General features: G+C 68.9%; 27 protein-coding genes. 18 read left to right on the plus strand and 9 right to left on the minus strand.

Going from position 1 to position 26,293, the window contains the following annotated elements; genetic code table 11:
• Positions 1 to 27: 27 nt before the first annotated feature.
• Complete coding sequence (locus ORI60_RS31980; RefSeq protein ID WP_266041726.1) at positions 28 to 1,614, minus strand: thiamine pyrophosphate-binding protein; 1,587 nt, start codon at positions 1,612 to 1,614, stop codon at positions 28 to 30.
• 460 nt (positions 1,615 to 2,074) lie between these two features.
• Between ORI60_RS31980 and ORI60_RS31985 the strand changes: the two genes are divergently transcribed.
• The 4 genes from ORI60_RS31985 (at position 2,075) to ORI60_RS32000 (ending at position 4,713) form a co-directional block, all read left to right on the plus strand.
• Positions 2,075 to 2,431, plus strand: coding sequence for a PLDc N-terminal domain-containing protein (locus ORI60_RS31985; protein WP_266041866.1), 357 nt, complete (start codon positions 2,075 to 2,077; stop codon positions 2,429 to 2,431).
• Between the two features lie 56 nt (positions 2,432 to 2,487).
• Entirely contained in the window at positions 2,488 to 3,033 is a 546-nt protein-coding gene (locus ORI60_RS31990; protein WP_266041727.1) for a hypothetical protein, read from the plus strand.
• A gap of 204 nt (positions 3,034 to 3,237) precedes the next feature.
• Positions 3,238 to 4,059, plus strand: a complete 822-nt coding sequence (locus ORI60_RS31995) for a hypothetical protein (RefSeq protein ID WP_266041728.1) — start codon at positions 3,238 to 3,240, stop codon at positions 4,057 to 4,059.
• Between the two features lie 42 nt (positions 4,060 to 4,101).
• Positions 4,102 to 4,713 (plus strand): ANTAR domain-containing response regulator, encoded by a 612-nt coding sequence (locus ORI60_RS32000; protein WP_266041729.1) that lies wholly within the window; start codon positions 4,102 to 4,104, stop codon positions 4,711 to 4,713.
• Here the strand turns inward: ORI60_RS32000 and ORI60_RS32005 are convergent, their stop codons facing one another.
• Positions 4,714 to 6,117 (minus strand): hypothetical protein, encoded by a 1,404-nt coding sequence (locus ORI60_RS32005; protein ID WP_266041730.1) that lies wholly within the window; start codon positions 6,115 to 6,117, stop codon positions 4,714 to 4,716.
• A gap of 450 nt (positions 6,118 to 6,567) precedes the next feature.
• Here ORI60_RS32005 and ORI60_RS32010 point away from each other — a divergent pair, with 450 nt between their 5' ends.
• From ORI60_RS32010 to ORI60_RS32030, 5 genes are all read left to right on the plus strand, one after another.
• A complete protein-coding gene (locus ORI60_RS32010) occupies positions 6,568 to 7,797 on the plus strand; it encodes a branched-chain amino acid ABC transporter substrate-binding protein (protein ID WP_266041731.1) in 1,230 nt (409 codons plus the stop codon).
• A 76-nt stretch (positions 7,798 to 7,873) separates the two neighbouring features.
• Positions 7,874 to 8,788 (plus strand): branched-chain amino acid ABC transporter permease, encoded by a 915-nt coding sequence (locus ORI60_RS32015; RefSeq protein WP_266041732.1) that lies wholly within the window; start codon positions 7,874 to 7,876, stop codon positions 8,786 to 8,788.
• Positions 8,785 to 10,497, plus strand: coding sequence for a branched-chain amino acid ABC transporter permease (locus tag ORI60_RS32020; protein WP_266041733.1), 1,713 nt, complete (start codon positions 8,785 to 8,787; stop codon positions 10,495 to 10,497). Before ORI60_RS32015 ends, ORI60_RS32020 begins: the two co-directional genes overlap by 4 nt.
• Positions 10,494 to 11,312 (plus strand): ABC transporter ATP-binding protein, encoded by an 819-nt coding sequence (locus ORI60_RS32025; RefSeq protein WP_266041734.1) that lies wholly within the window; start codon positions 10,494 to 10,496, stop codon positions 11,310 to 11,312. The genes ORI60_RS32020 and ORI60_RS32025 overlap by 4 nt, the downstream gene beginning before the upstream one ends.
• On the plus strand, positions 11,309 to 12,025 hold the full coding sequence (locus ORI60_RS32030) for an ABC transporter ATP-binding protein (RefSeq protein WP_266041735.1): 717 nt from the start codon (positions 11,309 to 11,311) through the stop codon (positions 12,023 to 12,025). The genes ORI60_RS32025 and ORI60_RS32030 overlap by 4 nt, the downstream gene beginning before the upstream one ends.
• 55 nt (positions 12,026 to 12,080) lie before the next feature.
• Here ORI60_RS32030 and ORI60_RS32035 read toward each other — a convergent pair whose 3' ends face one another.
• Positions 12,081 to 13,253: a lipase family protein gene (locus tag ORI60_RS32035; protein WP_266041736.1), complete on the minus strand. Its 1,173-nt coding sequence runs from the start codon at positions 13,251 to 13,253 to the stop codon at positions 12,081 to 12,083.
• Between the two features lie 76 nt (positions 13,254 to 13,329).
• Entirely contained in the window at positions 13,330 to 13,689 is a 360-nt protein-coding gene (locus ORI60_RS32040; RefSeq protein WP_266041867.1) for a hotdog fold thioesterase, read from the minus strand.
• Here ORI60_RS32040 and polA point away from each other — a divergent pair.
• The 4 genes from polA (at position 13,688) to ORI60_RS32060 (ending at position 18,546) form a co-directional block, all read left to right on the plus strand.
• Entirely contained in the window at positions 13,688 to 16,468 is a 2,781-nt protein-coding gene (polA, locus tag ORI60_RS32045) for a DNA polymerase I (protein ID WP_416234528.1), read from the plus strand. The genes ORI60_RS32040 and polA overlap by 2 nt on opposite strands.
• A 32-nt stretch (positions 16,469 to 16,500) precedes the next feature.
• Entirely contained in the window at positions 16,501 to 16,632 is a 132-nt protein-coding gene (locus ORI60_RS32050; RefSeq protein ID WP_266041738.1) for a hypothetical protein, read from the plus strand.
• 41 nt (positions 16,633 to 16,673) lie between these two features.
• Positions 16,674 to 17,318: a SecDF P1 head subdomain-containing protein gene (locus ORI60_RS32055; protein WP_266041739.1), complete on the plus strand. Its 645-nt coding sequence runs from the start codon at positions 16,674 to 16,676 to the stop codon at positions 17,316 to 17,318.
• A gap of 331 nt (positions 17,319 to 17,649) precedes the next feature.
• A complete protein-coding gene (locus ORI60_RS32060; RefSeq protein WP_266041740.1) occupies positions 17,650 to 18,546 on the plus strand; it encodes an Hsp70 family protein in 897 nt (298 codons plus the stop codon).
• Here the strand turns inward: ORI60_RS32060 and ORI60_RS32065 are convergent.
• Complete coding sequence (locus ORI60_RS32065; protein WP_266041741.1) at positions 18,527 to 19,744, minus strand: aminotransferase class V-fold PLP-dependent enzyme; 1,218 nt, start codon at positions 19,742 to 19,744, stop codon at positions 18,527 to 18,529. The genes ORI60_RS32060 and ORI60_RS32065 overlap by 20 nt on opposite strands.
• Complete coding sequence (locus ORI60_RS32070) at positions 19,731 to 20,177, minus strand: DUF1453 domain-containing protein (protein WP_266041742.1); 447 nt, start codon at positions 20,175 to 20,177, stop codon at positions 19,731 to 19,733. Before ORI60_RS32070 ends, ORI60_RS32065 begins: the two co-directional genes overlap by 14 nt.
• A gap of 63 nt (positions 20,178 to 20,240) precedes the next feature.
• On the opposite strand from ORI60_RS32070, the gene ORI60_RS32075 reads away from it, so the two are divergent.
• Complete coding sequence (locus ORI60_RS32075; protein ID WP_266041743.1) at positions 20,241 to 20,843, plus strand: TetR/AcrR family transcriptional regulator; 603 nt, start codon at positions 20,241 to 20,243, stop codon at positions 20,841 to 20,843.
• Here ORI60_RS32075 and ORI60_RS32080 read toward each other — a convergent pair.
• Positions 20,800 to 21,069 carry a class I SAM-dependent methyltransferase gene (locus ORI60_RS32080; RefSeq protein ID WP_266041744.1) on the minus strand — a complete coding sequence of 90 codons (270 nt, stop codon included), beginning with the start codon at positions 21,067 to 21,069 and terminating at the stop codon, positions 20,800 to 20,802. The two genes, ORI60_RS32075 and ORI60_RS32080, sit on opposite strands and share 44 nt — an antisense overlap.
• A gap of 21 nt (positions 21,070 to 21,090) precedes the next feature.
• On the opposite strand from ORI60_RS32080, the gene ORI60_RS32085 reads away from it, so the two are divergent.
• The gene (locus ORI60_RS32085) at positions 21,091 to 21,567 is read left to right on the plus strand and encodes an Lrp/AsnC family transcriptional regulator (RefSeq protein ID WP_266041745.1); all 477 of its coding nucleotides are present in this window, start codon (positions 21,091 to 21,093) and stop codon (positions 21,565 to 21,567) included.
• Here ORI60_RS32085 and ORI60_RS32090 read toward each other — a convergent pair whose 3' ends face one another.
• Positions 21,568 to 23,028 (minus strand): alkaline phosphatase family protein, encoded by a 1,461-nt coding sequence (locus ORI60_RS32090; RefSeq protein WP_266041746.1) that lies wholly within the window; start codon positions 23,026 to 23,028, stop codon positions 21,568 to 21,570.
• Between the two features lie 86 nt (positions 23,029 to 23,114).
• Positions 23,115 to 23,561, minus strand: a complete 447-nt coding sequence (locus ORI60_RS32095) for a winged helix-turn-helix transcriptional regulator (protein WP_266041747.1) — start codon at positions 23,559 to 23,561, stop codon at positions 23,115 to 23,117.
• A 77-nt stretch (positions 23,562 to 23,638) separates the two neighbouring features.
• Here ORI60_RS32095 and ORI60_RS32100 point away from each other — a divergent pair, with 77 nt between their 5' ends.
• The 3 genes from ORI60_RS32100 (at position 23,639) to ORI60_RS32110 (ending at position 26,247) form a co-directional block, all read left to right on the plus strand.
• Positions 23,639 to 24,151: a GNAT family N-acetyltransferase gene (locus ORI60_RS32100; RefSeq protein WP_266041748.1), complete on the plus strand. Its 513-nt coding sequence runs from the start codon at positions 23,639 to 23,641 to the stop codon at positions 24,149 to 24,151.
• Between the two features lie 24 nt (positions 24,152 to 24,175).
• Positions 24,176 to 24,643 (plus strand): hypothetical protein, encoded by a 468-nt coding sequence (locus tag ORI60_RS32105; RefSeq protein WP_266041749.1) that lies wholly within the window; start codon positions 24,176 to 24,178, stop codon positions 24,641 to 24,643.
• A 131-nt stretch (positions 24,644 to 24,774) separates the two neighbouring features.
• Positions 24,775 to 26,247, plus strand: coding sequence for a hypothetical protein (locus tag ORI60_RS32110; RefSeq protein WP_266041750.1), 1,473 nt, complete (start codon positions 24,775 to 24,777; stop codon positions 26,245 to 26,247).
• The last annotated feature ends 46 nt before the right edge of the window (positions 26,248 to 26,293 follow it).

The raw sequence follows: 26,293 nt of genomic DNA on the forward strand, positions 1-26,293 counted from the left end.
TGCGGACGGTACCCGGCGCGTTCCTGATCAGGAGGCGGATTTGCGGTACCAGCGCGGGGAGGTGTTGATCGGGGGCTTGAGGCTCGCGTTCACCACGATCATGGTGGGGCCGTCGGCGGCGGAGAGGGCGGACCTGAGGTCGTCGAAGCCGTCGAGGGTGACGGCGGGGATGCCGAAGCTCTCGGCGAGCTTGGCGAAGTCCGGGCGGGTCAGGTCGACGCCGCTGATGGCGTGGTTCGCGATCTGCTGGTCGTAGCGGAGCATGCCGTAGCCGCCGTCGTCGACGAGCACGATGGTGAGCGGCAGGCCTTCTTGCTTCAACGTCGCGAGGTCGCCGCACGCGAAGAGGAAACCTCCGTCGCCGACGACCGCGATCGTGCGGTGTTCGACGGCCGCGCCGATGGCCGCCGGGAAACCGAAGCCGAGCGTGCCCCAGCCGACCGGGTAGGCGAGGCCGCGCGGTCTGGTGACGTGGTGGAAACCGCCGATCCAGTAGCCGGGGATGCACATGTCGGCGACGATCGTGGCATCGGTGTCTTCCAATGCCCGCAACAGCTTCGCGGCTTCGGGGGAGTCGGCTTCGGCCAGTGCGCGCACCTCCGCGTTGACGGACTCGATGTCGACGCTGGCCGGCTTGGCCATCACCGTTGCGGCGAGGGCGGTGGTGACGGCGGCGGCGTCGCCTTCGAGCGTGACGTCGGCCGGGTAGTTCTTGGTCGCCTCGGCCTTGTCGATGTTGATGGCGAGCAGGGTGCGCGGCTTCGGCTGCAACCAGTTCTGGGTCATCATGCCGTCGAAGTCGGTGCCGACCGCGATGACGAGATCGGCGTCGTCCCACAGCTTTCCGACGGGCGGTGCGTGCACCGGACCTCGCACGACGTAAGGGCTGTCCGTCAGGCCGCGGGCGCCGTACGTCGTGATGATCGGTGCCTGAAGCTTGGCGGCCAACGCACCGATGGCTGCTCCTGCGCCTGAACGCGCCGCACCGCCGCCGGCCCAGATCAGGGGCCTCGACGCCCCGGCGATGAGCTTCTCGGCCTCGGTGAGGTCGGGGACGAGGTGCGCGGGCTCGGCCTTCGTCACGGTGTGGTGCGGAACGTCGGCGGACAGGAAGTCCGTCGGGACGCCCAGGTACACCGGGCCGTGCGGGCTTCGCGTGGCCTGCTGGACGGCCTTGTCGGCGTACGCGCCGAGATCCTGGGCGGACGGCACGTCGAACGACGCCTTGGTGACCGGCGCGAACATGGCCTTCTGGTCGCGCGTCTCGTGCAGCACGCCGCGGTGCACGCCGGGCCGCCGCAGCGTCGAGGGGATGTCCGTGGCGATCACGAGCACCGGGCTCCCGGACGCCCATGCCTCGCCCGTGGCGCCCAGGGTGTTCGCCGCGCCGGGGCCGGTGGTCACGACCGCCACACCGAGCTTGCCGGTGGCGCGTGCGTAGCCGTCTGCGGCGTAGACCGCCGTTTGCTCGTGGCGCACGCCGATCATGCGGATGCCTGGGTGCTTCCGCAGTGCCTCCCAGATGGCGAGGTTGTGCACGCCGGGCAGTCCGAACACCACCTCGACGTCGTGCGCGGCCAGCACTGCCAGCAAGCTCTCGGCACCCTTCGGCATGGCCTCGACGCTAAGGGCCGCTTACCGCGGCGGCAACGGGCGTGCAGCAGTTCTGGTGCTCAGCGTCAGCTCCACTCACGAGTTCAGTCCAACTGGGACGGTGTGAACGTTCCGGTCCGCGAAATCTCGATCGATTCCGCTGAAACGCAATTGAGGTGTGTGCGGAGACTTGTCGATTTTCGACGCGTCACCGCGCCTTTTCGTCCTGAAGGGCGATTTGGCTGGGCGGCTCGGCCGTCAGCGCGGGTGGACCTGACGGCCGAACGGGGCGTGGTGCGCGTGAGGTTCGGTCTGGTGCGGACCTCGCGCGGCGGGACGGCATTTCCGGCCTTCTCGCGCCTTTGTTTCGGCGGATTCACGGCTTCGTGAATTGGCCTCGAGATGATTGACGAGTGAACTGTGTTCAGGGAGTGGCCCCTTGTGCCACCATGTGCGGCGACCGCGCGACCTGGGGGTGGAGATGCTGTACTTCGGTGGGCTGTTCGGAGTGCTGATGATGGGCCTGTTGATCTTCGCTGTCGTGGATGTGATCACGACCGACGAAGGCTCGGTTCGCAATCTGCCGAAGATGATGTGGCTTCTCCTGGTCTTGCTGTTCCCGTTGGTGGGATCGATCGCGTGGCTCGTTGCGGGCCGTCCGGTGGTGGGGACTGGACGCGCGCGATTCGGAACGCATGAACGAGGTGCTCCCGCTTTTTCCGAGTACGACCGGCCGGGACGGTTCTCGGCCACCGATGCCGACGACGATCAGGAGTTCCTGCGCCGCTGCCGTGAGCGCGCGGAGGAACAACGACGCAAGGGACGCGAGAACCAGTGAGGATTGTCCTGCTGTTCTTGGTTTTACTGCTCGCCGGTTGTGGCGGAAACGCGCAAATGGCGGCACAACCCCCCACCTCTCCATCGTCCACTTCGGACAAGCTCGCGCCGGCCGACTTCCAGGCGCGCTGGTGGACCTGGGCCTCCCAGCCCTCGGGCACCAACCCGGTGTCCGACACCTCCGGGCGTTTCTGCATGCGGGACCAGCCCGTCGAGGTCTGGCTGCTCGCCGGGACGCTCGGCGAGGAGCCGGTCGAGCGGCAGTGCCGGGTCCCCGCCTCCAAGCCGTTGCTCGCCCCGGTCGTGAACCTCGCGAGCGACGTCGCGTCCTGCGAGAAGTTCATGAAGAGCGCGCAGGGCGAGGTGCTGCTGGACGGCTCCACCCAGGCGCTCACGAAGGTGCCCGCCACGCCGTTCACCTACGAAGCGCGCGCGGGCAACCCGTACGGCACCTCGGCCGGGCGGATCAACTCCGTCGGCTGCGGTCTCTACGCGTGGATCTCCGCGCCCGCCTCCGGTGAGCACGAGCTCGTGATCCGCGGCTCGGCGCCCGGCGGTGTCGAGGTCGACGTGAGGTACAAGCTCATCGTGGGAGCCGACTAGAGCGGAAAACCAGGTGCGCCGGTCCGGTAACGTGGTGGGTGGCGTCCGAGCAGACGTGAGGCTGGAGCCGCTCCCCGGCAGTGAGCGGCACTCTCCGCCGCAGTGTTCAGCAACTCCTGCTCGCCGAAGCGAACTGACCACGTAGACGCGTGACACATGCGTCCTTGTCGGCCGAGCCGGGCGGCGGAAACGAGGACTGCTGTCATGGCACGTCTGTCCACCACGGACCAGCTCGCCGATCTGCGGCGCACCTACACCGGCGAGAACCTGTCCCAGGTGGTCCCGGCCGTCCGCGACGGGGACTCGGTGCTGCCCGACGCCACCACCGGGTCCCAGCAGCGGTTGGAGGCCGAGGTCCTGACGGCTGGGTGTGCCGCCGCGAGCGTGCTCCAGCTGATGCCGCCCGCGAGCATCATCAGGCCCGCCCACGCGTTCCAGACGGTGGAACCGGGGGAGACGTTGCGGCTGCACCTGAGCGACAGGGCTCTCGGCCCGCTGCTGTTCGAGCTCCTGCCGCGCACCGAGGGCGGCTTCGGCATGGGCGTCGCCGGTCTCGAGCACCGGCAGTACCGCAGGTCGTCCGAGCTGACCACCGGTGACGCCGGTGTCGTGCTGGCCGGGGTCGACGAGCAGGCGTGGGACCTCGGCATGCGTTACGTGCGCTGGATGCACGAGTTCCGCGGTGTCGAGTACACCGACGGCGGCGGCAACGACGACGAGATCGCGGAACCGGCCACTGGGAGCGCTCTTCTGCGCCGGGTACACCTGTGGCATGAAGCCAGCTGGTTGCGAGCACTCCCGATGGGCGGGGCCTGGTTCGTCGAATGGGCCGGCGGTCCGGCCGAGGACGAGATCCGGCAGAAGCTCGGCCACCCCGACTTCGGAACCACCCGCGCCGTCACGTTGCGCCGCATCGACGCGCCGACCGAGGACGTCGAGGAGGGCATGCGGACCTATCCGTGGCCGGAGGAGTTCGTGTCTGCCGTCACGGCTGGTCAGCCCGATCAGCGGCCCGGCCGCCGGTAGACTGCGCTTTCGCCCGCAGGAACGATCGTCAGGAGGACCCCGGTGACCCAGCAGGCTGCCGAGGCCCAGTCCGATGCCACGCGCAAGGCCCCCCGCGTGCTCGTCGCCGAGGACGAGGCGTTGATCCGCCTCGACCTCGTGGAGATGTTGCGCGAAGAGGGCTACGACGTGGCGGGCGAGGCCGCAGATGGCGAAGAGGCCATCAAGCTCGCGACCGAACTCGACCCCGATCTGGTGATCCTGGACGTCAAGATGCCCAAGGTCGACGGGATCGAAGCGGCGCAGCACATCGCGGGCAACCGGATCGCGCCGGTCGTGATCCTCACCGCGTTCAGCCAGCGCGACCTGGTCGAGCGCGCCCGCGACGCGGGTGCGATGGCCTACCTGGTCAAGCCGTTCGCCAAGCGGGACCTCGTGCCCGCGATCGAGCTGGCGATGAGCCGGTTCAACGAACTGGCCGCGCTGGAGCAGGAGGTCGCCGGGCTCACCGAGCGCCTGGAGACCCGCAAGGTCGTGGAGCGGGCCAAGGGCATTCTCATGACCAAGCAGGGTCTGAGCGAGCCGGAGGCGTTCCGCTGGGTGCAGCGCACCGCCATGGACCGCCGCACGACGATGAAGGCCGTCGCAGAGGCCGTCATCGAGAACTTCGGCTGATCAGCGTCTGAGTTCGAGCAGCACGGAGTCCGTCTGCCGTCCCGGATCCTCGGGGCGCAGGCGGACTTCGGCGTTGTGGCTGCCTTTCAGCGAAAGCAGCAGCTCGTGCCTCCCACCTATGCCACCCGGCATCGGCACGGTCGCCGCGAGAGAGCCGTCCACGTACACCTCGAAGCCCGCTATCGGCGCCACAGAGCGCGCGGAGGCCGCGTCGAGGGTGATCACCAGTCGTGCGTCGTTCGGGTCCGCAGCGGCGAACTCAGCGGTCATGACGGGCAAAACGGGCGGCGGCTCGCCCGGAGCGTTCTCCAGCTTCACCTCGGACCGGCCGGGGACCTCCAGGTAGCTCTCCAGCACCTGGGCCTGCGACGCGCCGGGCATCCGCAGCACTAACGGCGTCAGCGCGTTCGGCCCGGACTCCCCGAGCAGCTCGGCGGGCACGTCCCCGACCAGCGTCAACTCGCTGTTCTCCGCCGACGACCAGCCGCTCACCGCCGGCCGCAACGGCAGCCGCGCCGGCCCGAGCTGCGCGACCAGCCCGTTCGGGTCGCCGCCGTCACCGAAACGCACCGTCGTCCGCAGACGCGCTGAAGGCGCCGTGCGCAACGGTGCGCGTGCCACGCCGATGCCCGGCGCCTCCTCCTCGGGTTCGAGCACGCGCAACGTCCCCGCCACCAGCTGTGTCTCGATCACCTCGTCGGCCGGGCCGCGTGAACCGGTGATGCCCACGGCGTCGATCTCCACGCGTCCGGGGTAGCCGGGCGGCGGCGTCACGCTGACGAGCACGCTCGCCTCGCGCCACCTCGGCACGACCGGCAGCGTCGCGATCTCGGCGCCATCTTGCACAACGCGCACATCGTTATCTGTCAGCACCGCTTCGAATCGATGCAGAACGCCCGCGCCGCGCGTTCCCGGCGCCACGGAGTCGTCCACCACCACGCGGATCGCATCGGCAGGAGGAATGGGTCCGAGGCGATCGGGGGTTCCGGGGACCAGGTCGAGCACGAGCTTCCCGCGCGGTCCGGCCGCGTCCGTCACCACGGCCACACGGCCCAGTTCGCCCGACTCGTTCAAGCTCAGAAGCGTCCTCGCGCGCAGCACGGCCGTGTCGTTGCCGCACGGCATGTCGAGCACCAGGCGGCCTCCCGAGCCGGAGCCGGGGTTCACGCACCCCCGCCGCCCGCTCAGGTGGTAGCGGCGCTCCAGGAACGTGTCGTCGAAGTCGTCGATCCAGCCGTTGATCTTCCGGCGCCAGCTGTCGTCGCTCGGGCGTTCCTCCGCCCTGACCGGCCGGGACCGCTGGCCGAAGGCGTCGACGGCGCGCACCTCGGGCCTTCCGGAGCCCGCGACCTCGGGCGACGCGACGAGTTTCCCGGCGACCTCGTAGCCCGCCGCGCCTTCCACGGGAGTCCATTGGACTCGTCCGTCACTGCTCCAAACGGTGGACGGGGGGCCGGGCTGCGCCGGCGGCGACGAAACCTTGACGAAATCTGCTGTGTACTTAGTTAAGCGAATGGCCTCTGAACTGGGCTTCTTCGAGGCATCATCGGTAGCGCGCAGAACCAGGACCGAACCGACCAGAACCGCGACGATGCTCATCGCGGTGATCACCCGACGACGCGGAGTCATACGTCCACGTTATGGCAGCCGTCCAAAGAGTGAACGAAGGCTACGGTCTGTGACATTGCTTAAGTAAAACATAACGCCGCGTTGCGTTATGGTCACGAGCCCATTGGCTTTGATGACTGCGGTCACAGTCATCGCCTAGGTTCCGGCCATCCCTCAGGAGAGGGTGATGGAGCGGTGCGCGGAGATCTCGCGTAGCCGGGAGCAGGGATATAGGAGGGACATCACGTGCGTAAGCACTCTGTGAAGTCCGCAGCGATCGTCGGCGCCTCGCTGCTTGTTCTTGCAGCCTGTGGCTCGAACAAGACCGAGGGCGGCGGCACCACCGGGGGCAGCTGCGACACGTCGAAGGGCACTCTGACCGTCGGTGTTGTCGCCCCGTTGTCCGGGAACCTGTCCGCTCTCGGCGTCGGCATCAAGCAGTCCGCCGAGCTCGCCGTGGACGAGGCGAACAAGAAGTGCACGGTTCCGGGCTTCAAGCTGACCGTGTCCGCCCAGGACGACGAGGCCAACCCCGCCAAGGGTGCCCAGGCCGCCACGAAGCTGTCGACCGACCCGAACGTCGTGGGTGTCGTCGGCACGCTGAACTCGTCGGTCGCCCAGACCGTGCAGCCGATCCTGCGGGACAAGAAGATCCCCCAGGTGTCGCCCGCCAACACGAACCCGTCGCTGACCAGGGGCAATGACTTCCTGACGGCCCCGAAGCGCCAGTTCGACAACTACTTCCGCGTCTGCACCACCGACGACCTGCAGGGCCCGTACGCGGCCAACTACCTCGTCGAGAAGGCCGGCAAGAAGAAGATCGCCATCATCACCGACGGCAAGACCTACGGTGAGGGCCTCGCGGCGGAGCTGCAGAAGCAGGTCGCCAAGAAGGGTGGCACGATCGTCGGCTCCGAGAAGGTCGGCGAGAAGGACACCGACTTCTCCGGCGTCATCGCCAAGATCAAGGCCCTCGGCCCGGAGGCCGTCTACTACGGCGGTGAGTACCCGGTCGCCGGCCCGCTGTCCAAGCAGATGAAGGACGCCGGTCTCGACGTTCCGCTGATGGGCGGCGACGGCATCTTCGACGGCAAGTACATCGAGCTCGGCGGCAAGGAGGGCGACCTCGCCACCTCCGTCGGTGCCCCGACCGAGTCCCTGGCCACGGCCAAGGCCTTCGTCGACGCGTACAAGGCCAAGTTCGGCAAGGAGGACTACGCCGCCTACGGTGCGTTCTCCTACGACGCCGCGAACGCGATCATCGGTGCCCTCGGCAAGACCCTCGAGGGCGGCGCCGCGTGGGACGACTCGAAGCGTGACGCCATGCTGACCAACGTCGGTGCCTACTCCGGCTCCGGTGCCACTGGTGAGGTCAAGTTCGACCAGTACGGCGACAGCACGAACAAGGTGCTGACCGTCTACCAGGTCACCTCGGCCAAGTGGAAGGACGTTCAGACCGGCACCTTCACCGGCTGACGACTACCGAAAAACTGATTGAGCCACGGCGGGGGCGGGCGTTCTTTGCTCGCCCCCGCCGTCTACGGAGGTAGTCGTGTCAGTCCTGCTCCAACAGCTGGCCAACGGGGTCATTCAGGGTGCGTTGATCGCCCTGATCGCCCTCGGGTACACGATGGTGTACGGCATCATCCAGCTGATCAACTTCGCCCACGGCGAGGTTTTCATGGTGGCCTCGTACGGAGGCCTTGCCACGTTCACGCTTCTTCCTGACGACCTCAAGAAGTCGCCTGCCGTGGCCCTGCCGCTCATGTTCGTCGGCGGCATCTTGGTGGCGGTCGTCGTCGCCGTGATCATGGAACGGTTCGCCTACCGGCCGCTGCGCAACGCGCCCCGGCTGGCGCCGCTCATCACAGCGCTCGGCGTGTCCGTGTTCCTGCAGGAGGCCGTGCGCGTCTTCTACCCGAACGCCAAGTCCAACCTGCCCTACCCGAAGGTCTTCCCCGAGGGCAACCTCACGATCGGCTCGGTCAACATCTCGTGGACCGGTGTGCTGCTCGTCGTGCTCTCGGTCGGCCTCGCCGTCATCCTGCAGACCTACATCAACCGCTCCCGCATGGGACGCGCGATGCGGGCGACCGCGCAGGACCCCGACACCGCGAAGCTCATGGGTGTCAACCCCGACCGCGTGATCGTGCTGACGTTCATCATCGGCGCTGTCCTCGCCGGTGTCGCGGGCATCATGTTCGGCGGTTACCTGAACAACATCAACATCGACATGGGCTTCCAGAACGGCATCTTCGCCTTCACGGCGGCCGTCCTGGGCGGCGTCGGCAGCATCCGCGGCGCGGTCATCGGCGCGTTCATCATCGGTCTGATCAAGACCGTTGCCGGTCAGTACATGCCGGGCGGCACCCAGTACGACTACGTGTGGATCTTCGTCGTGTTGATCCTCGTGCTCGTCTTCCGCCCGCAGGGTCTGTTCGGTGAGCCGGAAAGGGTGCGCGCATGAGTACGGTCGACACTTCTGCGAAGCGTTCCGCGCTCGCACCCCTCGGCAAGCCGTTCGCGGCCGCCGGCGGCGTCCTGGGCATCGTCGCGGCGTTGCTGCCGTGGGTCACGTTCGGTCTCAACGACGGCAACTGGCCGGACAAGTCGACGCTGCAGTTCTTCGACGCGCCGTTCCTCGTCACCGGGTTCCGCTGGCACGTCCTGCTGCTGGGCGTCCTCATCCTGGTCGCCGCGTTCGCGCCGGTCCCGTCCAAGGGCCGCGTCGTCCGGGCGCTCGGCTGGGGCCTCACCCTCGTGTCGTTCGTCAACGCCGCGTACATCACGGTCAAGGGCGGTGGCCTCGGTGCCATCACGGCCCTCGACGGTGCCACCGCGTTCGGTGGCGTCGTCGGCCTCGTGGCCGGTGTGCTGGCGATCCTCGCGGGGTACGGCATCGGCATCGAGCCGGTGGGCGAGTGGAAGTTCAAGCTCTCCACCCCGCTCGCGTACCTGGTGCTGCTGCTGTCGTTCGGCGCCGTGCTCTACGCCGTCGCCGCGATGCTGACCACCGGTGGTGTCGGCTCGGCCAACCCGTACGCGGGTGCGATCTTCCTGTCGTTCCTCGGGTTCGCCGCGGGTGTGCTCGGCGCGCTCAGCGGCGTCGGCTACATCCGCTGGCTCTCGGCGCTGTCCGAGCAGCACCGCGTGTTCAGCGTGGTCGTGCTGGCGGCGTGCGCGCTGCTGCTGCCGTTCACCGAGGCGGGCAACGAGTACTGGATGACCGTCGCGGCGAACATCGGCATCTACGCCGCCACCGCGATCGGCCTGAACATCGTCGTCGGTCTCGCGGGTCTGCTCGACCTCGGGTACGTGGCGTTCATGGGTATCGGTGCCCTCGTGGCAGCGAACTTCTCCGGTGCCGCCACCGCGTACTTCGGCTTCGACCTGCCGTTCCCCGTCGCCGCCGTGATCGCGGCCGTCGTGGCCGGCATCTTCGGCGCGATCGTCGGTTCGCCGACGCTGCGGGTCCGCGGTGACTACCTCGCGATCGTGACGCTGGCGTTCGGTGAGATCTTCACCCGCTCCGCGCAGAACGACATCGGTGGCTTCACCAACGGCTCCAACGCCATCCCGGGCATCCCGGCGCTGTCGTTGTTCGGAGCGGAGTTCAACAAGTCGTTCACGATCGGCGCGGTGAAGCTGCCCGCCGGTGTCCTCTACTACATCCTCATCGTGCTGCTCGTCGCGGCGACGATGGCGGTGTTCGCGAACCTCAAGTTCAGCCGCATCGGCCGTGCGTGGATCGCGATCCGGGAGGACGAGGACGCTGCCCGCGCGATGGGCATCCGCACCGGCAAGATGAAGATCCTCGCGTTCCTCATCGGTGCCATGCTCGCGGGTCTCGCGGGCGCGGTGTTCGCGCACAAGAACGGCACCGTCTCGTACGAGTCGTTCAAGTTCCTCGAGTCGGTCACGCTGCTCGCGGCGGTCATCCTCGGCGGCATGGGCTCGATCCCCGGTGCCGTTCTCGGTGCCGCGCTGCTGTTCGTGCTGCCCGAGAAGCTCCGCGACTTCGAGGACTACCGCCTCATGATCTTCGGCCTCGCGCTGATCCTGATCATGCGGTTCCGCCCGGTGGGGCTGATCCCCGATGCGCACAGGCGCGCTGAGATGGTCGAGCGCGCTGATGAGAACGCCGAAGAGGCGCATGTGGAGGCGAAGAAGGCATGAGCACGCCTGTACTGGAAGCGCGTGACGTCTCGATGGTCTTCGGTGGCCTCAAGGCGTTGAAGGGCGTCACACTGACGCTCGAAGAAGGCAAGATCGTCGGCCTGATCGGTCCGAACGGCGCGGGGAAGACGACGTTCTTCAACTGCCTGACGGGTCTGTACACGCCGACCACGGGTGAGGTGCTGCTCAAGGGCAACGTCCTGCCCGGCGACCCGGCGAAGGTGACGGACGCGGGCGTGGCCCGCACGTTCCAGAACATCCGCCTGTTCCCCAGCATGACCGTGCTGGAGAACGTCATGGTCGGCCGCCACGTCCGGATGAAGCAGGGCCCGCTGGCCTCGCTGTTCCACGGCCCGGCCTACCAGCGCGGCGAGAAGGCGGCCCGCGAGCGGTCGCGGGAGCTGCTCGCGTTCGTCGGCCTGAACGGCGTCGAGGACGAGCTCTCGCGCAACCTGCCGTACGGCGACCAGCGCCGTCTGGAGATCGCGCGCGCGTTGGCGACGGACCCGGCGGTTCTGCTGCTGGACGAGCCCACCGCGGGTATGAACCCGCAGGAGACGGAAGCGACGCAGCAGCTGATCTTCCGCATCCGCGACACGGGTGTGTCCGTCGTGGTCATCGAGCACGACATCAAGTTCATCTTCGGGCTGTGCGACTCGGTCTCCGTGCTCGTGCAGGGCGAACTGCTCGTCGAGGGCAGCCCCGAGGTCGTGCGGGCGGACCCGCGGGTGGTCGAGGCCTACCTCGGCAAGCCGCCGGAGGAAGTCCAGCACGACGTCGAGGCCGCTGCTGCAGCTGAGGAGGAGCAGGCATGACCGCGCTGCTCGAAGTCCGCAACCTCTCGGTCGCCTACGGCGCCATCGAGGCCGTCCGCGACATCTCGTTCACCGTCGAGGCCGGCCAGATCGTGTCGCTGATCGGCTCGAACGGTGCGGGCAAGACCACGACCCTGCGCACCATCTCGGGTCTGCTGCGGCCGAAGTCCGGCGAGATCCTGTTCCAGGGCAAGCCGATCCACAGCGAACCGGCGCACGCGATCCTGGGCATGGGCATCTCGCACTCGCCTGAGGGCCGTCGTCTCTTCCCGCGGATGACCGTGGAGGAGAACCTGCAGCTCGGTGCCTACGTCCGCAAGGACGACGGCGTGCAGGCCGACATGCAGCGCGTGTACGACCTCTTCCCCGTCCTGGGGGAGCGGCGGCACAACAAGGCCGGGCTCTTCTCCGGTGGTGAGCAGCAGATGCTGGCCATCGGTCGCGCGATGATGTCCAAGCCCCGCCTGCTGATGCTCGACGAGCCCTCGATGGGTCTCTCGCCGATCATGACGCAGCGGATCTTCGACACCATCAAGGAACTGCAGTCGCTGGGCACCACCATCCTCCTGGTGGAGCAGAACGCCCTCGCGGCGCTGGCGTTGTCGGACCACGGCTACGTGATCGACCTCGGCAAGACCACTCTGGACGGTCCGGGGCACTCGCTCCTGGCCGACCAGCGGGTGCGCGACGCGTACCTGGGTGAGGCTCACTGAGGTTCGGTTTTGCGGGAGCGGGGCGGAGGGACTTTCCCTCCGCCCCGCTGTCGTTCTACGAGCGGTCGAAGTCGGCCAGGATCCGGGGCAGGGCCAGCTTGGCGGCCCTGCCGTGGTTCACGTCCGCGCCCAGGTCGACGAGCGTGCTGCGGGCGTGGTGCCGCTTCAGGCGCTGGTCGCAGTAGGCGGAGGTCTCGAGCAGCGTGTCGCGGTCCCCCGCCGAGGAGTAGATCGTCACCGGGACCGCGGGGCGCCAGTCGCAGTAGCCGTCGGCCTCGCGGAGCTTCGCGCGCAGGACGCCCGACGGGTGCTTGACGCGCTCCAGGTAGGACTCGGTCAGCAGTTCGGCCATGGTCGCCGGCAGGTGCCGGAAGATCTCCTCGTTGCGGTGGTCGCCGTCGAAGAGCGCCTCGACCGACGGGTCGCGGAAGGCCTCGGCGGGGTCGTCGTAGAGGTGGTGCAGGCGGTTCCAGGCCACCGTCCAGTACGCCATGTACGCCACGCCGTTGGCGATCTCGTCGTTCATCGCCCTGGCCACGAGCAGGCTCGGCTTGAACGGACCGCCGATCGGGGCGAGAGCGCCCACTTCCAGCCGCGGGTCGGCGCCGCGGTGCAGGGCCTGCCCCAGCGCCATGGCGGCGTGGCCGCCCTGCGAGTGGCCGGTGATCATGACGCGCGGGTCGGGGCGGAGGCCTCGGCGGGCGGCGAACTCGCGGGTGGCGCGCAGGGCGTCCACCGAGGCGGTGACGGTCGACGGGGCGTCGACGTACGGGTGGTGGCCGGGGCCCGTGCCCAGGCCCAGGTAGTCCGGAGCCGTGGTGAGGTAGCCGGCGGCGGCGAAGAGGTAGGTGGCGGCTCTGTCGTTGCCGTCCGCCACCGACGCCACGGAGCCCCGGTAGCCGGTGGTGCCGTGCAGCCAGGTGACCTGCCGGGGCGTTCTGTCCTCGTTGCGCGGCAGGGCGATCAGGGCGCTCGCCGTCGTCGGTTTCCCGAACGCGTCGACGGTGCGGTAGGTGATGCGCTTCGCGTCCACGGCGAAGCGGACGCGCGAGGCGTCCAAGGCGTGGTCCCCCAGGTATGTGACCAGCTGGTTGGTGTCCATCGTGGACACCGGGACGACGTCGAGGAGGCTGCCGCGGACCGGGCGGGCCGAGGCGGTGGCCGGGACCGAGGCCGCGACCACCGCGCCGCACAGGACTGCTGCTGTCAGTCGAGTCGTGAGGGTCATGCGGCCAACGATGTCGCGCTGATCTTGGTCGCACACTGGGGCTGACCGCACAACAGGGGTGTGGTTTACCCCAGTACTAGGCGCCGGGAGGCTTCGGGCGGATGAGGCACGTGAGGCGGGCGGTGCAGGTGCGCTTGCCCTCGTCGTCGGTCACGACGATCTCGTACGTCGTGGTGCTGCGGCCCAGGTGGATCGGGCGCGCCACGCCGGTGACGGTGCCCTCGCGCGCCGCTCGGTGATGGGTGCAGGACAGCTCGAGCCCGACGGCGATGCAGTCGAACTGGGAGGCGTGCATCGCGGACGCGACGGAGCCCAGCTGTTCGGCGAGGACCGCGTTCGCGCCGCCGTGCAGCAGGCCGAACGGCTGCCGGTTGCCCTTGACCGGCATGGTGCCGATCATCTCCTGCACATCCCATTGGGTGATTTCGATGCCCATGCGGACGTGCAGTTGCTCGTCGGCGAACTCGATAGGCAGGTCGGGGGTCACACGTGCTCCAAGGGCTCAAGCAAAACTGTCAGACCCCCACCCTAGACTCGGGCCCGTGACTACCTCAGACGTGAAGCGGCTCCTGCTCATCGACGGTCACTCGATGGCCTACCGAGCGTTCTACGCCCTGCCCGCCGAGAACTTCGTGACGAAGACGGGCCAGGTCACGAACGCCGTGTACGGGTTCACGTCCATGTTGATCAACATCCTGCGGGACGAGAAGCCGACGCACGTCGCGGTGGCGTTCGACGTCTCGCGCAAGACGTTCCGCTCCGAGCAGTACCCCGAGTACAAGGCCGGTCGCTCCAAGACGCCGGACGAGTTCCGCAGCCAGGTCTCCCTCATCCAGGACGTGCTGGCCACGCTCCGCATCCCCACCATGGAGAAGGAGAACTACGAGGCGGACGACATCATCGCGACGCTGACCACGCAGGCCGTGGAGCAGGGCGTCGAGGTGGAGATCGTCACCGGCGACCGCGACGCGTTCCAGCTGGTCAACGACAAGGTCACGGTGCTGTACCCGGTCAAGGGCGTCTCGGAGATGGGCCGCTTCACCCCGGCCTACGTCGAGGAGAAGCACGGTGTGCGGCCCGACCAGTACGCGGACTACGCGGCGGTGCGCGGCGACTCGTCGGACAACCTGCCGAACACCCCCGGTGTCGGCCCCAAGACGATCATCAAGCTGCTCAACCAGTTCGGCGGCCTCAACGAGCTCGTCGACCGCATCGACGAGGTGCCGGGCAAGGTCGGCGAGGCCCTGCGCGGCAACCTGGCGAACATCATCATGAACCGCCAGCTCACCGAGCTGATCAAGGACGTCGAGCTGCCGTACACGATCGACGGGCTCGAGGTGCAGCAGTGGGACCGCGACGCGGTGCACCGCCTGTTCGACGAGCTGGAGTTCCGCGTCCTGCGCGACCGTCTGTTCCAGACGCTGTCCACCGCGGAGCCCGAGGCCGAGGAGGGTTTCGAGGTCTCCGGCGGCGCGATCCCCGCGGGCACGCTCGCGAAGTGGCTCGACCAGAACGCCCGCAAGACGCGGGTCGGCGTCGCGCTGCGCATCACCACCGACCTGGAGGGCGTCGCGCTGTGCACCGCCACCGGCGAGGGCGGGTACGTCGCCGTCGAGGAGCTGAACGAGGCCGACGAGCAGGCGCTCGCCGCGTGGCTGGCCGACGAGTCGGTGTCCAAGGCGGGCCACGACCTGAAGCTGCCGTTGCGGCGCGTGCGCGCCCGCGGGTGGAAGCTGCGCGGCCTGTCCTCCGACACGGCGCTGGCCGCCTACCTGGTGCGTCCCGGCCAGCGGTCGTTCGCCCTGGACGACCTGGCGCTGCGCTACCTCAAGCGCGAACTGCGGGCCGAGGAGTCCGGGGACGGTCAGCTGTCGCTGCTCTCCGACGAGTCCGAGGAAGCCCAGAAGGTCGCCACCAGCACGATCCTGCGCGCGCGTGCCGTCGCCGAGCTCGCCGACCGCCTCGACGAGGAACTGGTCACGATCGGCGGCGCCGACCTGCTCGCGAACCTCGAGCTGCCGCTGATGAACGTGCTCGACGAGGTCGAGGCCATCGGCATCGCGATCGACGTCGACCACCTCTCGGAGCTGGAGGCGCACTTCGCCGCCGGCGTGAAGCAGGCGGCGCAGGACGCGTACTCGGTCATCGGCAAGGAGATCAACCTCGGCAGCCCGAAGCAGCTGCAGACGGTGCTCTTCGACGAGCTGAACATGCCGAAGACGAAGAAGACCAAGACCGGCTACACCACGGACGCGGACGCGCTGCAGAACCTGTTCGAGCAGACCGAGCACCCGTTCCTGCAGCATCTGCTCTCGCACCGCGACGTCACGCGCCTGAAGTCCACTGTGGACGGCCTGCTGAAGTCGGTGGCCGACGACGGCCGCATCCACACGACGTTCCACCAGACGATCGCGGCCACCGGCCGGCTGTCCTCGACGGACCCGAACCTGCAGAACATCCCGATCCGCACGGACGAGGGCCGCCGCATCCGCCAAGCGTTCGTCGTCGGCGAGGGCTACGCGGAGCTGATGACTGCGGACTACAGCCAGATCGAGATGCGGATCATGGCGACGCTGTCCGGCGACGAGGGCCTGATCGCGGCGTTCAACAGCGGCGAGGACCTGCACACCTACGTGGCCTCGCAGGCGTTCTCGATCCCCACCTCCGAGGTGACGGGGGAGATGCGCCGCCGCATCAAGGCGATGTCGTACGGCCTCGCGTACGGCCTGTCGGTGTTCGGTCTGTCGCAGCAGCTGCGCATCCCGACCGAAGAGGCCCGCGAGCAGATGGAGGCGTACTTCTCCCGCTTCGGCGGCGTGCGCGACTACCTCAACGAGATCGTGGAGAAGGCCCGCAAGGACGGCTACACCGAGACGGTGCTCGGCCGTCGCCGCTACCTGCCGGACCTGACGTCGGACAACCGCCAGCGCCGCGAGATGGCCGAGCGCATGGCTCTCAACGCGCCGATCCAGGGCAGCGCCGCGGACATCATCAAGGTGGCCATGCTGGGCGTCTACCGCGCGCTGGAGTCGTCCGGCCTGCGCTCGCGGATGCTGCTGCAGGTCCACGACGAACTGGTGCTGGAGGTCGCCGAGGGCGAGCGCGAGGCCGTCGAGGCGCTCGTGCGCGACCAGATGGGCAACGCCTACCAGCTCCTGGTGCCGCTGGAGGTCTCGGTCGGCGTGGGTCGTTCCTGGGACGACGCCGCCCACTAGGGCCACAACGCGAAGCAGCCCGTCCGAGCCGAGTGCTCGGGCGGGCTGTCGTGGTGAAAGCCGGGGAATCATCTCCCTCGCTGTCCGAGCAGGCAGCCAAGAACGCCGTGCAGGTGCGTGCGGACGGTGCGAGAGTCGCGGCGGAACGGCTGATGGCGCTGTGATTCGCCAGATCCGGGCGGTGGCCGCGTGGTATGTCAACGGTATGAAGATCCTTGCCGTGGTGCTGCTGCTCCTCGCCATCGCCGCCTGCACGCCCACCCCGCAGGGTGAGCCGAAGCAGGAAGCGTGGCTCACGGGCAAGCTGACCTTCCGCAAGGTCGAGAGCGTCACGCCGGGGTCCGCCCCGACGCCCTCCCCGTCATCCGGTCACCCCGTGCCCCGCAGCGAGGCCGGCGACCCGGCCGTCCAGACGGTGCGGGCGACCCGGCAGAGCCCGGACGCCACCGTCCGCGAGCTGGCGCTCGGCACGCTGGACTGCGCCGCCCCGGATCCGCTCGTCGGCAACGACGACGCGGCCGCCCCGCTGGTGACCTGCGACGCCGAAGGGGCCAAGTACGACCTCGGCCCGGTCTTCCTCGACGGTGACCGCGTCGTCAAGGCCAAGGCCAGCCCCAGCGAGTACGGCGGCGGCCACGTGGTGACGGTCGAGTTCGACGACGGGGGCGCACGCACCTGGAGCGACTTCACGACCGCCAACGTGGGGAACCAGGTCGCCATCCTGATCAACGGACGGGTGCTCAGCGCGCCCAGCATCCAGTCGCCCATCACCGGTGGCACCACGCAGATCACCGGCCGGTTCACCGCGGACCAGGCCGATCAGCTCGCGAGGCAACTGGTCGGCCGATGATCCAGGACAGCGGAACTCGTTGTGCGTCTGGGGCGTCGACCTCCTCGCCGAGGTGAGCGCGACTGGACGCGCTGATGCCCCGGCTTCACAACGGCGGCGAGAAGAACTGAACCGCGCGAGCTGGGACGTACGTGTTGTGGGTGTCCGCAGTGAGGGGTGACCCGCAATGTCGTACCAGGTTGGGCTCGATCTCGGATCCGCAGGCACCACCGTCGCCACCAGCAGTGGCGTCACGACCAGCAGTCGCCGGCAGCAGGCGCAGGCAGGGGAAGTCGCGTGCGTCCTGGACGATTTCACGCATCGGCACGGGGAGCCGCCTAGCCGCGTCGCCATGACGCATCCCCTGTGCTGGCCGCACGAGCACCTTGAGCAGTTGCGCCAGGACCTCATCAACGAGGGGCGCGCGGACGTGTTGTTCGTGCCCGCGCCGCACGCCGCCGCCATCGCGTTCGACGCCGACGTGCAGATGCCCGAACACAGCACGGTGGCGGTGTTCGACTTCGGTGCCACCGGATGTGACGTCACGCTGCTGCGCAAGCAAGGCGTGCTGTTGCTGGCCGGGCAGCCGGAACGGGTCGAGGTCGGCGGCTTCGACCTGGACGAGCTCGTGGCGGAGCACGTGATCGCGAAGATCGGCACGCACAGCCGTGAGCTCGTGCGGAGCTGCGTCGAGGCGAAGGAGCTGCTCGGCAGCTATCCGGAGGTGCGGATTCCCTATGTCGCGACGAACGGTGAGGTGCGCGAGGTCCGGCTGAGCCGATTGGAGTTCGAGGCGATCATCCGGCCGTCGGTTGAGATGGCGATCGACGCGCTGGAACGCGTGGCGGGCAGTGCGGGGCTGTGCCTGCCGGACGTCATCCTGCTCGTGGGCGGGTCTTCGCGGATCCCCCTGGTGGCGAGGGAGATCACGGAACGGCTGCGCATCCCGGTGATGAGGGCCCCGGACGGTGCGGCCGCGACGGGTGCCTATCTCGAAGCCAGGCAGCTGGAACCAGAACCCGCCGAGCAGTCCACCGTCGAGGTTCCCCTGCCGCGCCAGGAAGACCAGGAGAAGCGGATCCCGACCACGCCGTTCATCGCGGCGGGGTTGCTCGTGCTCGTTCTCGGAGGAGGGTGGTTCGCGCACGACGCGATGAACCAGCCACAGGTGAGGATGGAGAACACCAGCGTGCAGTTCGAACCGCCGGGAACGGCCGAGCTGCCCCGCATCACCGAGCCAGGGCGCTGATCTCCCGCACCGTCCGGTCGATCTCGTCCGGGGTGTTGAGGATCGACGTGCCGACTCGTGCGTACGGGATCCGGTAGGACGCCGTCGTGATCTGGATCTGCTTGCGCGCCAGCAGTTCCACGACCTGGGGACCCGTGTGGCCGGTGACGTCGAAGCACACCATGCCCGCGGACGTCGCCGGGTCGCGTGGAGTGTGCACGACGACGCCGGGGACCTCGGCCAGCCCGTCGGAGAAACGCCCGGACAGCTCGGCGATCCGGGACGCCACGCGGTCGCGGCCGAGGCGTTGGTGGAACCGCACCGCCGCCTGCACTCCGAAGTACTGCTCGAACGCGTGGAAGCCGCCGGGGCCGAGCAACGCGGTCTCGCTGCGGTCGCTCAGGCTCGGCAGCATCGGCACGATCTCGCCGCGCACCTCGGGATTCACCCACACCATGCCGGTGCCACGCGGCCCGAACAACCACTTGTGCGTACCGGAAACGAACACGTCCGCACCCATGCGCGCCGCATCGTCGTGCACGGCCGCCAGTCCGTGCACGCCGTCTACGACGAGGAGACAGCGGTCTTCCTGTTTGCGGCCCTTGTTCGCCTCGGCCACGACCTGCGCGCAAGCTCGCACAGGCATGCGCAGACCCGTGCTCGACTGCACCCACGTGATGCCGACGGCACGGGTCCGCGGCGTGATCGAGTTCCGCAGCCGGGTCGCGATCTCGTCCTCGGTGGCCTTCGCCGGGTTCTCGTAGAGCGTGCCGATCCGGACCCTCGCACCCATCCGCCCCGCCGCGAGCCTCGCCGCCTGCTGGTGCCACGCGTGGTCCTGGTCGCTGAGCAGCAGCTCCTGGTCCGAACGCAGCTTCAGCCCGCCGTAGACGATCGAGAGCCCCATGGTCGTGTTCGGCACGAACGCGATGTCGTCCGCCGCGCCACCGACGTACTGCCCGAGCGCGACGGCGACCTCCTGCGCCTGCTCGGGCATCAGGTCGTGCGAGTTCGCGTCGAGCCGGCGCTTGAACTCCTCGACCGCGTCGCGCACCTCGCGCGGGTTCGACGCGAGGTAGAACAGCCCCAGGTTGGTGAGGCCCGGGTCCAGCCGGAACTCGCGGCGCACGGCGGACCAGTCCACTTCCCGCGCGGCGGACGACGCGGTCGGCGCGACGGCGAGCAGCCCTGCACCCACGAGGAAGTCACGACGTTCCATGCCCGCCATTGGACACCCGTTCCGGCGCGAACGGCAGGCCACTGGTCAACGCTTTCGCGCCCACGGCGCACAGCTCGCCGAGCATGCTCACGCCGATGGAGAGCTGCGTCGGCGCGTGGTGGTCGAGCAGCGCCACGAAGCCGAAGCTCGCGCCGATCGACGCCACCCACACGAGCAAGGTCCACGGCGTGTACCGCTGCCACAGGTGGCCGTCGCGCTCGAACAGCCTGATCGTCATCCCCCGGAGCGCGCCGAACGCGAAGCCGGCGGCGAGCGGGAGCAGGTAGGCCAGGTGGAACTCGTCGACCGCGCGGATGCCGAAGAACAGCAGGAACGCGGGCGGCGCCAGCAGGTCTCTGGCGTTGAGCGGTTCTCCCCTGAAACGGCGCACGAGCACGTACAGCACACCGGCCGCGATCAGCAGATACGTCATTGCTTCCCCCTAAGTAGCATGACCCTGCTACTTAAACTAGCAGGGTCATGCTAGAAAATGGAGGTGTCACCGAGAGTCGTGGATCCCGCCGCACGCCGCCAAGCCGTCGCGGAGGCGGTGTTCCGCGTGGTGGTGCGCGACGGCGTCGAACAGGCCTCGCTGCGCAACGTCGCGGTGGAGGCGGGCCTCGCGATCGGCTCGATCCGCCACTACTTCGACAGCCACGACGACATGATCATCTTCGCCGTCGAGGCCCTCATCCACTCGACGGACCAGCGTGTCCTCGCCCAGGTGCAGGCGTTGCAGGACCGCGGTGACCCGCGCCGGCCGGCTGAACGCGTGCTCTCCGAGGTGCTCCCGCTCGACGACCGCCGCCGCGACGAAGCCGTGCTGTGGCTGGCCTTCGTCACCGCCGCGCGCACCCGGCCGTCGCTCGTGCCGCACGCCGAACGGCTTTACGACGGCCTGCGCATGCTGTGCCGCCGCGTGCTGACGGTGATGGCCGAGGCCGGGACCGTCGAGGCCTCGCACGACCTCGGCCTGGAGTCCGAGCGGCTCGCGTCGCTGCTCAACGGCCTCACCGTCGACGGGGTGCTGCACCCGGACCGGATGACGCCGGAGCTCACGGTGTCGTTGCTGCGCCGGCACCTCGACTCGCTGCGGTAGCTTCCACCACCCACACCGGCAGCTCGGGCACGCCGTCGACGCCGCTCAGGACGACCACGTCCCGCAGCGCCACCAGGAGACCGGGACGTTCGTCCGGTGGCAGGCAGTGGAACGACGCACTCGCCAGCACCGTGCCGAACTCACCCGTGAACGTGGAGCCGACGACCCACTCGACGCCCTCACCGCGCGTGCGGGCGATCTCGATCGCGGTCGGCGCCATGTCCACGCGTGCCTCACCGAGGAAGGAGTGGCGGCGCTGCGGCCGGAGTTCGCACTGGAGCCACCGACCGAACTCACGCCTCTCGACGAGCAGCTCCTCGCCGCTCTCGAAGCCGACGGCCGCGCGGGTTTTGCCGAGCTCGCCGCTCGGGCCGGCGCCTCCGAGTCGACCGCCCGGAGGCGCGTCGAGCACCTCAGGAGAACCGGGGTGCTGGAGCTGCAGCTGGACGCCGACCCGGTCCGGTTCGGCTTCGCCACGCAGGCCAGGCTGTGGATGCGCGTGCAGCCGCGGCACCTCGCCGCAGCCGGAGCCGCCCTGGCCACCCATCCCGAGGTGTGCTTCGCCGCTGCCACGACAGGCCCGGCGAACCTGGTCGCCGGCGTGACCTGTCGCGGCAGCGGCGATCTCCACCGCTACCAGACCGAGCGCGTCGGAGTCCTCGGCGGGGTGGGGGAGCTGGAGACGGCTCCGGTCCTGCGCACCCTGAAGCGCGCCTTCGCCTGACTACGAGACGCGCGGGGCGTCGACCGCCCAGTACCAGTTGTTGCCGGCGTCGAAGAGGCGCCAGGAGACGCGGGCCGTGCGGGCGCCCGCGGGGACGGTCACGGTCAGCGAGACCTGCTGCGCGATACCGTCCGCGTCGTGGGTGCGGACGACCTGCGCCGGGCCGCCGTCGAACGACACGCTGACCGTGCCGCGCTGGGTGCCCTCCTGCCGGTAGTGCGAGAAGTAGTCGAGCTTCACGCTCGCCCTGCCCGTCACGTCGTAGGCGGGCGAGGTCAGCGTCGAGTCGAACTTGCCGAGCGCGGACGGCGAACCCTTGTCGTCCCACTCGTCGGGGTCGGCGACCGCGAAGACGCCGCGTGCGCGCACGTTCGCCTCACGCCACTGAGAGGGAGCGGTGCGGGTCCAGAAGTCGTCGGTGGTGAACGACCAGCCCTGCCACTCCGCGACGCCCTGCGGCATCGACGAGGCGGTGGTCACCGACCAGCCCGCCGGACCCTGGTGCGTCCAGCCGAGGACCGAGGCGGGCACACCGGTCTCGTCCTGCCGCGGCTTCAGCGTCACCGAGTCGAACGGGTCGACCGGCGCGGTGCCCAGCGCGTGGCCGTCGAGCGACGCCGGGACGTTGAGGTGCCGCAACGCCGACGCCGCCACGTCGACCAGCTTCGGTGCCACGGCGGGGCGCGCCGGGCCCGTGGAGATCACGAACGTCATCCGCTCCTCGGGCGAGTCACCGCCGTGGCCACCCGCCGCCGTGTGGCCGTGGTCGGTGGTGATCATGATCAGCCAGTCCTCGGACGCGTACGACGGCCGCGACTCGATCGCCTTGACCAGACGGCCGATCTGCGCGTCGTTGGTGCGCATCGCCGCGGCGTACTGGGAGGAGTCGGCACCGCTGTTGTGGCCAGCGATGTCGATCTGGCCGAGGTAGACGAACGACGCGTCGGCGGCATCGGTCCGCAGGTGCTGCTCAGCGTCGACGGTGATCTTCTCGTCCGAGCCGGTGTAGCCCGCCGTGTCGCCGTCGAGGACGTACTTGCGGTCCTGGCCGGAGCGCAGGACCTGGTCGCTGATCGGCTTCCAGTCCACCGCCGCGTACGTCGAGAGGGCCGGGTTCGCGGTGTTCGCGCGCTCCAGCCAGCTCGGGTAGGACGTGAGGGCGTTGCCGGCGAACGAGTTGTCCTTGACCTTGTGCTTGTCCGGCCAGACGCCGGTGAGGACCGTCGACCAGCCGGGGCCGCTGGAGGTCTGGGCCATGCCTGACCCGTACAGCGCGCTGCGGGCGCCGTAACCGCGGTTCAGCAGCGCCTTGATGTTGGGGGTGTCACCGTTGATCAGCTTGTCGTAGCGGGCGCCGTCGAGCCCGATCACGAGCACCTTGGGCGTCTTCGCCGGCGCCGCGACCGCGGCCGGGGTCACCAGCAGGAGGGGCAGGAGTACCGCAAGAGCAGCTCTTGTCATGACAGGCAGACTTGCGGCCTGCAAACGTCTTCAGCAACGGTTGCGGCCTGGTGTTCACCCGGGCTTCGGCAGTTGTCAGTACAAGTTCACTGCTTGGCCGTCACCTGCACGTCGCGCGCGGTCAGCTCGGCGGCGCACTCAGTGCACTCGACCTTCGCCCGCACGCCTCCGCCGCAGTCGCGGTGGTGCAGGTGGAACGACTCCTCTTCTTCTGGAGCCATCCACTTCTCGCCCCACGTCCGCAGCGCCATCAGCACGGGGTAGAGGTCGCGCCCCTTCTCCGTGAGGCGGTACTCGTGCCGTGTGCGGCCATCCTCGTGATAGGGCACGCGCTTGAGCACGTTCTCCTGCAGCAACACGTTCAGCCGGTCGGTCAGGACGCTTCGCGAGATGTCCATCGTCGCCTGGAAGTCCTCGAACCGGCGGGTGCCCAGGAAGATCTGGCGGAGCAGCAGCAGCGTCCAGCGCTCGCCCAGCAGCGCCGCTGGGCGGCTCAGCGTGCAGGGCATGCTCGCGAAACTCGAGTACGGCATGGGACAAGGATATCCCTTGCGTTCGATTTTCGAACTCAGCTACAGTTCGGATTCCGAACTCAGAGGGGTCGATCCTCATGCGCGTCACCGAGCTCAACCGCGACACCGCGCCGGAAGCTGTCGACGCGGTGTTCGAAGGACTGTCCGCGCGAAGCCGCTACCTGCGGTTCCACTCGCCGACGCCTCGGCTGACCGCGTCCGCGCGCCGGGTGCTGACCGACGTGGACGGCGAACGGCACGCGGCCGTGTGCGCGACGGTCGGCGGTGATCCGATCGGCATCGCGAGGGTCATCAAGACCGGCGAGTGCGGCGCGGAGATCGCCGTCGCCGTGATCGACCTGTGGCAGCGCCGCGGCGTCGGCCGTCTCCTGCTGGAGGAGCTGACGTCGATCGCGGCCCGGATGGGCGTCGCCGAACTGCACGGCAACGTCCTGCCCGACAACCGCGCGATGCTCGCGCTCGTGCGCAAGGTGCTGCCCGGTGTGCGGCTGACCAGGGAGGTCGACACGATCGAACTGAGCTACCCGCTCGCCTGGGTCACCGCCGAGATCAGCGACGCCGACCTTGTAGAGAGTTTGCAGGGAATTTAGAGATCCTGTCCCGACCATGGCCGCGTGATCACCGCACGTGTCGCCGGCCGCCTGATCCGCCGTTCCGAGATCGTGGAGCGTGCGTGCTCATGGCTGCGTGACTCGGTCCCGTACAGCCAGAAGAGGTTCCACCAGAACGAACACGGCATCTACCGCGCCGACTGCTCGGGCTTCGTGTCCATGGCGTGGGGGCTGCCCGGCAAACCGGAGGACCGGCACGGCGGCTTCGACACCCCAGGCCTCGTCCTGGTGAGCGGCCTGATCCCCGCGCACGAACTGCGGGCGGGCGACGTCGTCATCCGCGCGGACGGCACGAACCTGACGCGGCACGTGGTGATCTTCGCGGCGTGGGCGGAGGAGCCGGGACGGTACTGGGCCTACGAGCAGGCCGGTGGGCGCAGCACGCGTTTGCGCGTCCTCACCTATCCCTATGAGACCGGGGCGGAACTGTACGTGCCGCGCCGGTATCTGAGCGTGCACGACGAAGCGTGACGATCGTCCACACGGGCCCAGCCGCGCGTTCACCGTTGACCGTTTGCGCGGCGCCGAAAAGCCAGGAGGGGCCGGAAGATGGGACGTTCGACCGGACCAAAACTTCACATCGTCTTGCTACGGTGACCGGCATGAGATCGTGGGGGATGTTGGCGGTCGCCGCGGCGGCCATCACGTTCGGCTCGACGCTGGCCATGCCGGACGTCGCGGTCGCCGCTGCCGAGGGCGGGGTGGTCTGCGGAACGTACGAGGCCAACTCGAAGATCACGCGCAGCGAGGTCCTGGCCCGCTCCCGGACGTGGATCAGCGCCCGCGTGCCCTACAGCCAGAGCGACTGCTTCGGCAACAAGTACGGCGCCTACCGCACCGACTGCTCCGGCTTCGTCTCGATGGCCTGGGGCCTGCGCATCTCCTACACCACGCACATCCTCGAGCAGGTCGCGCACCGCATCGACTGGGAGGACCTCCGTCCCGGCGACGCGCTCAACGACCGCGAGAACCACGTCGCGCTGTTCATCGGCTGGGCGGACGCGGCCAAGACGCGGCCCATCGTGCGCGAGCAGGCCGGGCCGGACGGCAGCAGGCCGGTGCAGCGCGTGTGGAGCGCCAGCACGGCTCGCCGGTACGTGCCCCTGCGTTACAACAACATCCTCGAAGCCGGTGGCGGTGGCGGCACCACCAGCGAGACGCCGGTGACGGACAAGCTCGTCGTCAGCGCCGGCCCGCAGATCTCGAACACCGGCCAGCAGCGGCTCGAGATCTTCACGCGCGACACCGACGGCACGATCGCCATGAACTTCCACAAGTCGAGCCGCTGGAACGGCTGGCAGCAGCTCGGCCCCGAGCTCTTCGCCGGCGACCCGGTCGCGCTGATGAACCCGCAGACCAAGCTCGTCGAGGTGTTCGCGCGCGGCACGGACGACAAGATCTACCGCCGCGTCGACGGCAAGTGGCTCGCGCTCGGCGACACGGCCGTCGCGGGCGAGCCGACGCTGTTCTGGAACGACAAGACCAAGGCCGTCGAGGTCCTCGCCCGCGGCGCGGACGGCCTCCTGCTCCGCTTCACCGACAGGTGGGCGCCGGTCGGCGACCGCAAGATCGAGGGCAACCCCGCCGTCGCCGACAAGGACGTCTACGCGCGTTCCGCCGACGGCAAGCTCGTGAAGTGGGATGGCACCACCTGGGCGGACCAGGGTGACAAGAAGATCGTCAGCGACCCCAGCGTCGCCGTCGACCAGGTCTTCGTGCGCACCGAGTCCGGCAGCGTCGAGCAGTACGCGGCGGGCGTCTGGAAGTCGTTGGGCGGCAAGGGCACCGGCGCGCCGTCGGCGGTCTTCAACTCCACGACCGGGTCCATCGACGTCGTGCAGCTCGGTGAGGGCGGCGTCGTCGAGCACTCCCGCGCGACCGACGGCGGCTGGTCCCCGTGGGCCAAGCTCGGCACCACCAAGGTCTCCGGGACGCCGACCGCGATGTACCACGCGCAGACGAAGACCGTCGAGGTCTTCGCCCGCACCGACGACGGCGAGCTGATCCGCCGCTTCTACAAGGAGAAGGCGGGCTGGAGCCAGTGGGCCAGGCTCGGCGACAAGGCCGGTTCCTGATCTGGACGAACGGGGCGGCGACTCGGATGAGTCGCCGCCCCGTTCC

The organism is Lentzea sp. NEAU-D7 (assembly GCF_026242055.1).
Classification (GTDB): domain Bacteria; phylum Actinomycetota; class Actinomycetes; order Mycobacteriales; family Pseudonocardiaceae; genus Lentzea.

Excerpts from the sequence above, each read along its gene's own strand:
- ORI60_RS31980 (WP_266041726.1), bottom strand. The coding sequence starts at position 1,614 with ATGCCGAAGGGTGCCGAGAGCTTGCTGGCAGTGCTGGCCGCGCACGAC.
- ORI60_RS31985 (WP_266041866.1), top strand. The coding sequence starts at position 2,075 with ATGCTGTACTTCGGTGGGCTGTTCGGAGTGCTGATGATGGGCCTGTTG.
- ORI60_RS31990 (WP_266041727.1), top strand. The coding sequence starts at position 2,488 with ATGGCGGCACAACCCCCCACCTCTCCATCGTCCACTTCGGACAAGCTC.
- ORI60_RS31995 (WP_266041728.1), top strand. The coding sequence starts at position 3,238 with ATGGCACGTCTGTCCACCACGGACCAGCTCGCCGATCTGCGGCGCACC.
- ORI60_RS32020 (WP_266041733.1), top strand. The coding sequence starts at position 8,785 with ATGAGTACGGTCGACACTTCTGCGAAGCGTTCCGCGCTCGCACCCCTC.
- ORI60_RS32025 (WP_266041734.1), top strand. The coding sequence starts at position 10,494 with ATGAGCACGCCTGTACTGGAAGCGCGTGACGTCTCGATGGTCTTCGGT.
- ORI60_RS32030 (WP_266041735.1), top strand. The coding sequence starts at position 11,309 with ATGACCGCGCTGCTCGAAGTCCGCAACCTCTCGGTCGCCTACGGCGCC.
- ORI60_RS32035 (WP_266041736.1), bottom strand. The coding sequence starts at position 13,253 with ATGACCCTCACGACTCGACTGACAGCAGCAGTCCTGTGCGGCGCGGTG.
- polA (WP_416234528.1), top strand. The coding sequence starts at position 13,688 with ATGCGGACGTGCAGTTGCTCGTCGGCGAACTCGATAGGCAGGTCGGGG.
- ORI60_RS32040 (WP_266041867.1), bottom strand. The coding sequence starts at position 13,689 with ATGGGCATCGAAATCACCCAATGGGATGTGCAGGAGATGATCGGCACC.
- ORI60_RS32055 (WP_266041739.1), top strand. The coding sequence starts at position 16,674 with ATGAAGATCCTTGCCGTGGTGCTGCTGCTCCTCGCCATCGCCGCCTGC.
- ORI60_RS32060 (WP_266041740.1), top strand. The coding sequence starts at position 17,650 with ATGACGCATCCCCTGTGCTGGCCGCACGAGCACCTTGAGCAGTTGCGC.
- ORI60_RS32065 (WP_266041741.1), bottom strand. The coding sequence starts at position 19,744 with ATGGAACGTCGTGACTTCCTCGTGGGTGCAGGGCTGCTCGCCGTCGCG.
- ORI60_RS32070 (WP_266041742.1), bottom strand. The coding sequence starts at position 20,177 with ATGACGTATCTGCTGATCGCGGCCGGTGTGCTGTACGTGCTCGTGCGC.
- ORI60_RS32090 (WP_266041746.1), bottom strand. The coding sequence starts at position 23,028 with ATGACAAGAGCTGCTCTTGCGGTACTCCTGCCCCTCCTGCTGGTGACC.
- ORI60_RS32095 (WP_266041747.1), bottom strand. The coding sequence starts at position 23,561 with ATGCCGTACTCGAGTTTCGCGAGCATGCCCTGCACGCTGAGCCGCCCA.
- ORI60_RS32100 (WP_266041748.1), top strand. The coding sequence starts at position 23,639 with ATGCGCGTCACCGAGCTCAACCGCGACACCGCGCCGGAAGCTGTCGAC.
- ORI60_RS32110 (WP_266041750.1), top strand. The coding sequence starts at position 24,775 with ATGAGATCGTGGGGGATGTTGGCGGTCGCCGCGGCGGCCATCACGTTC.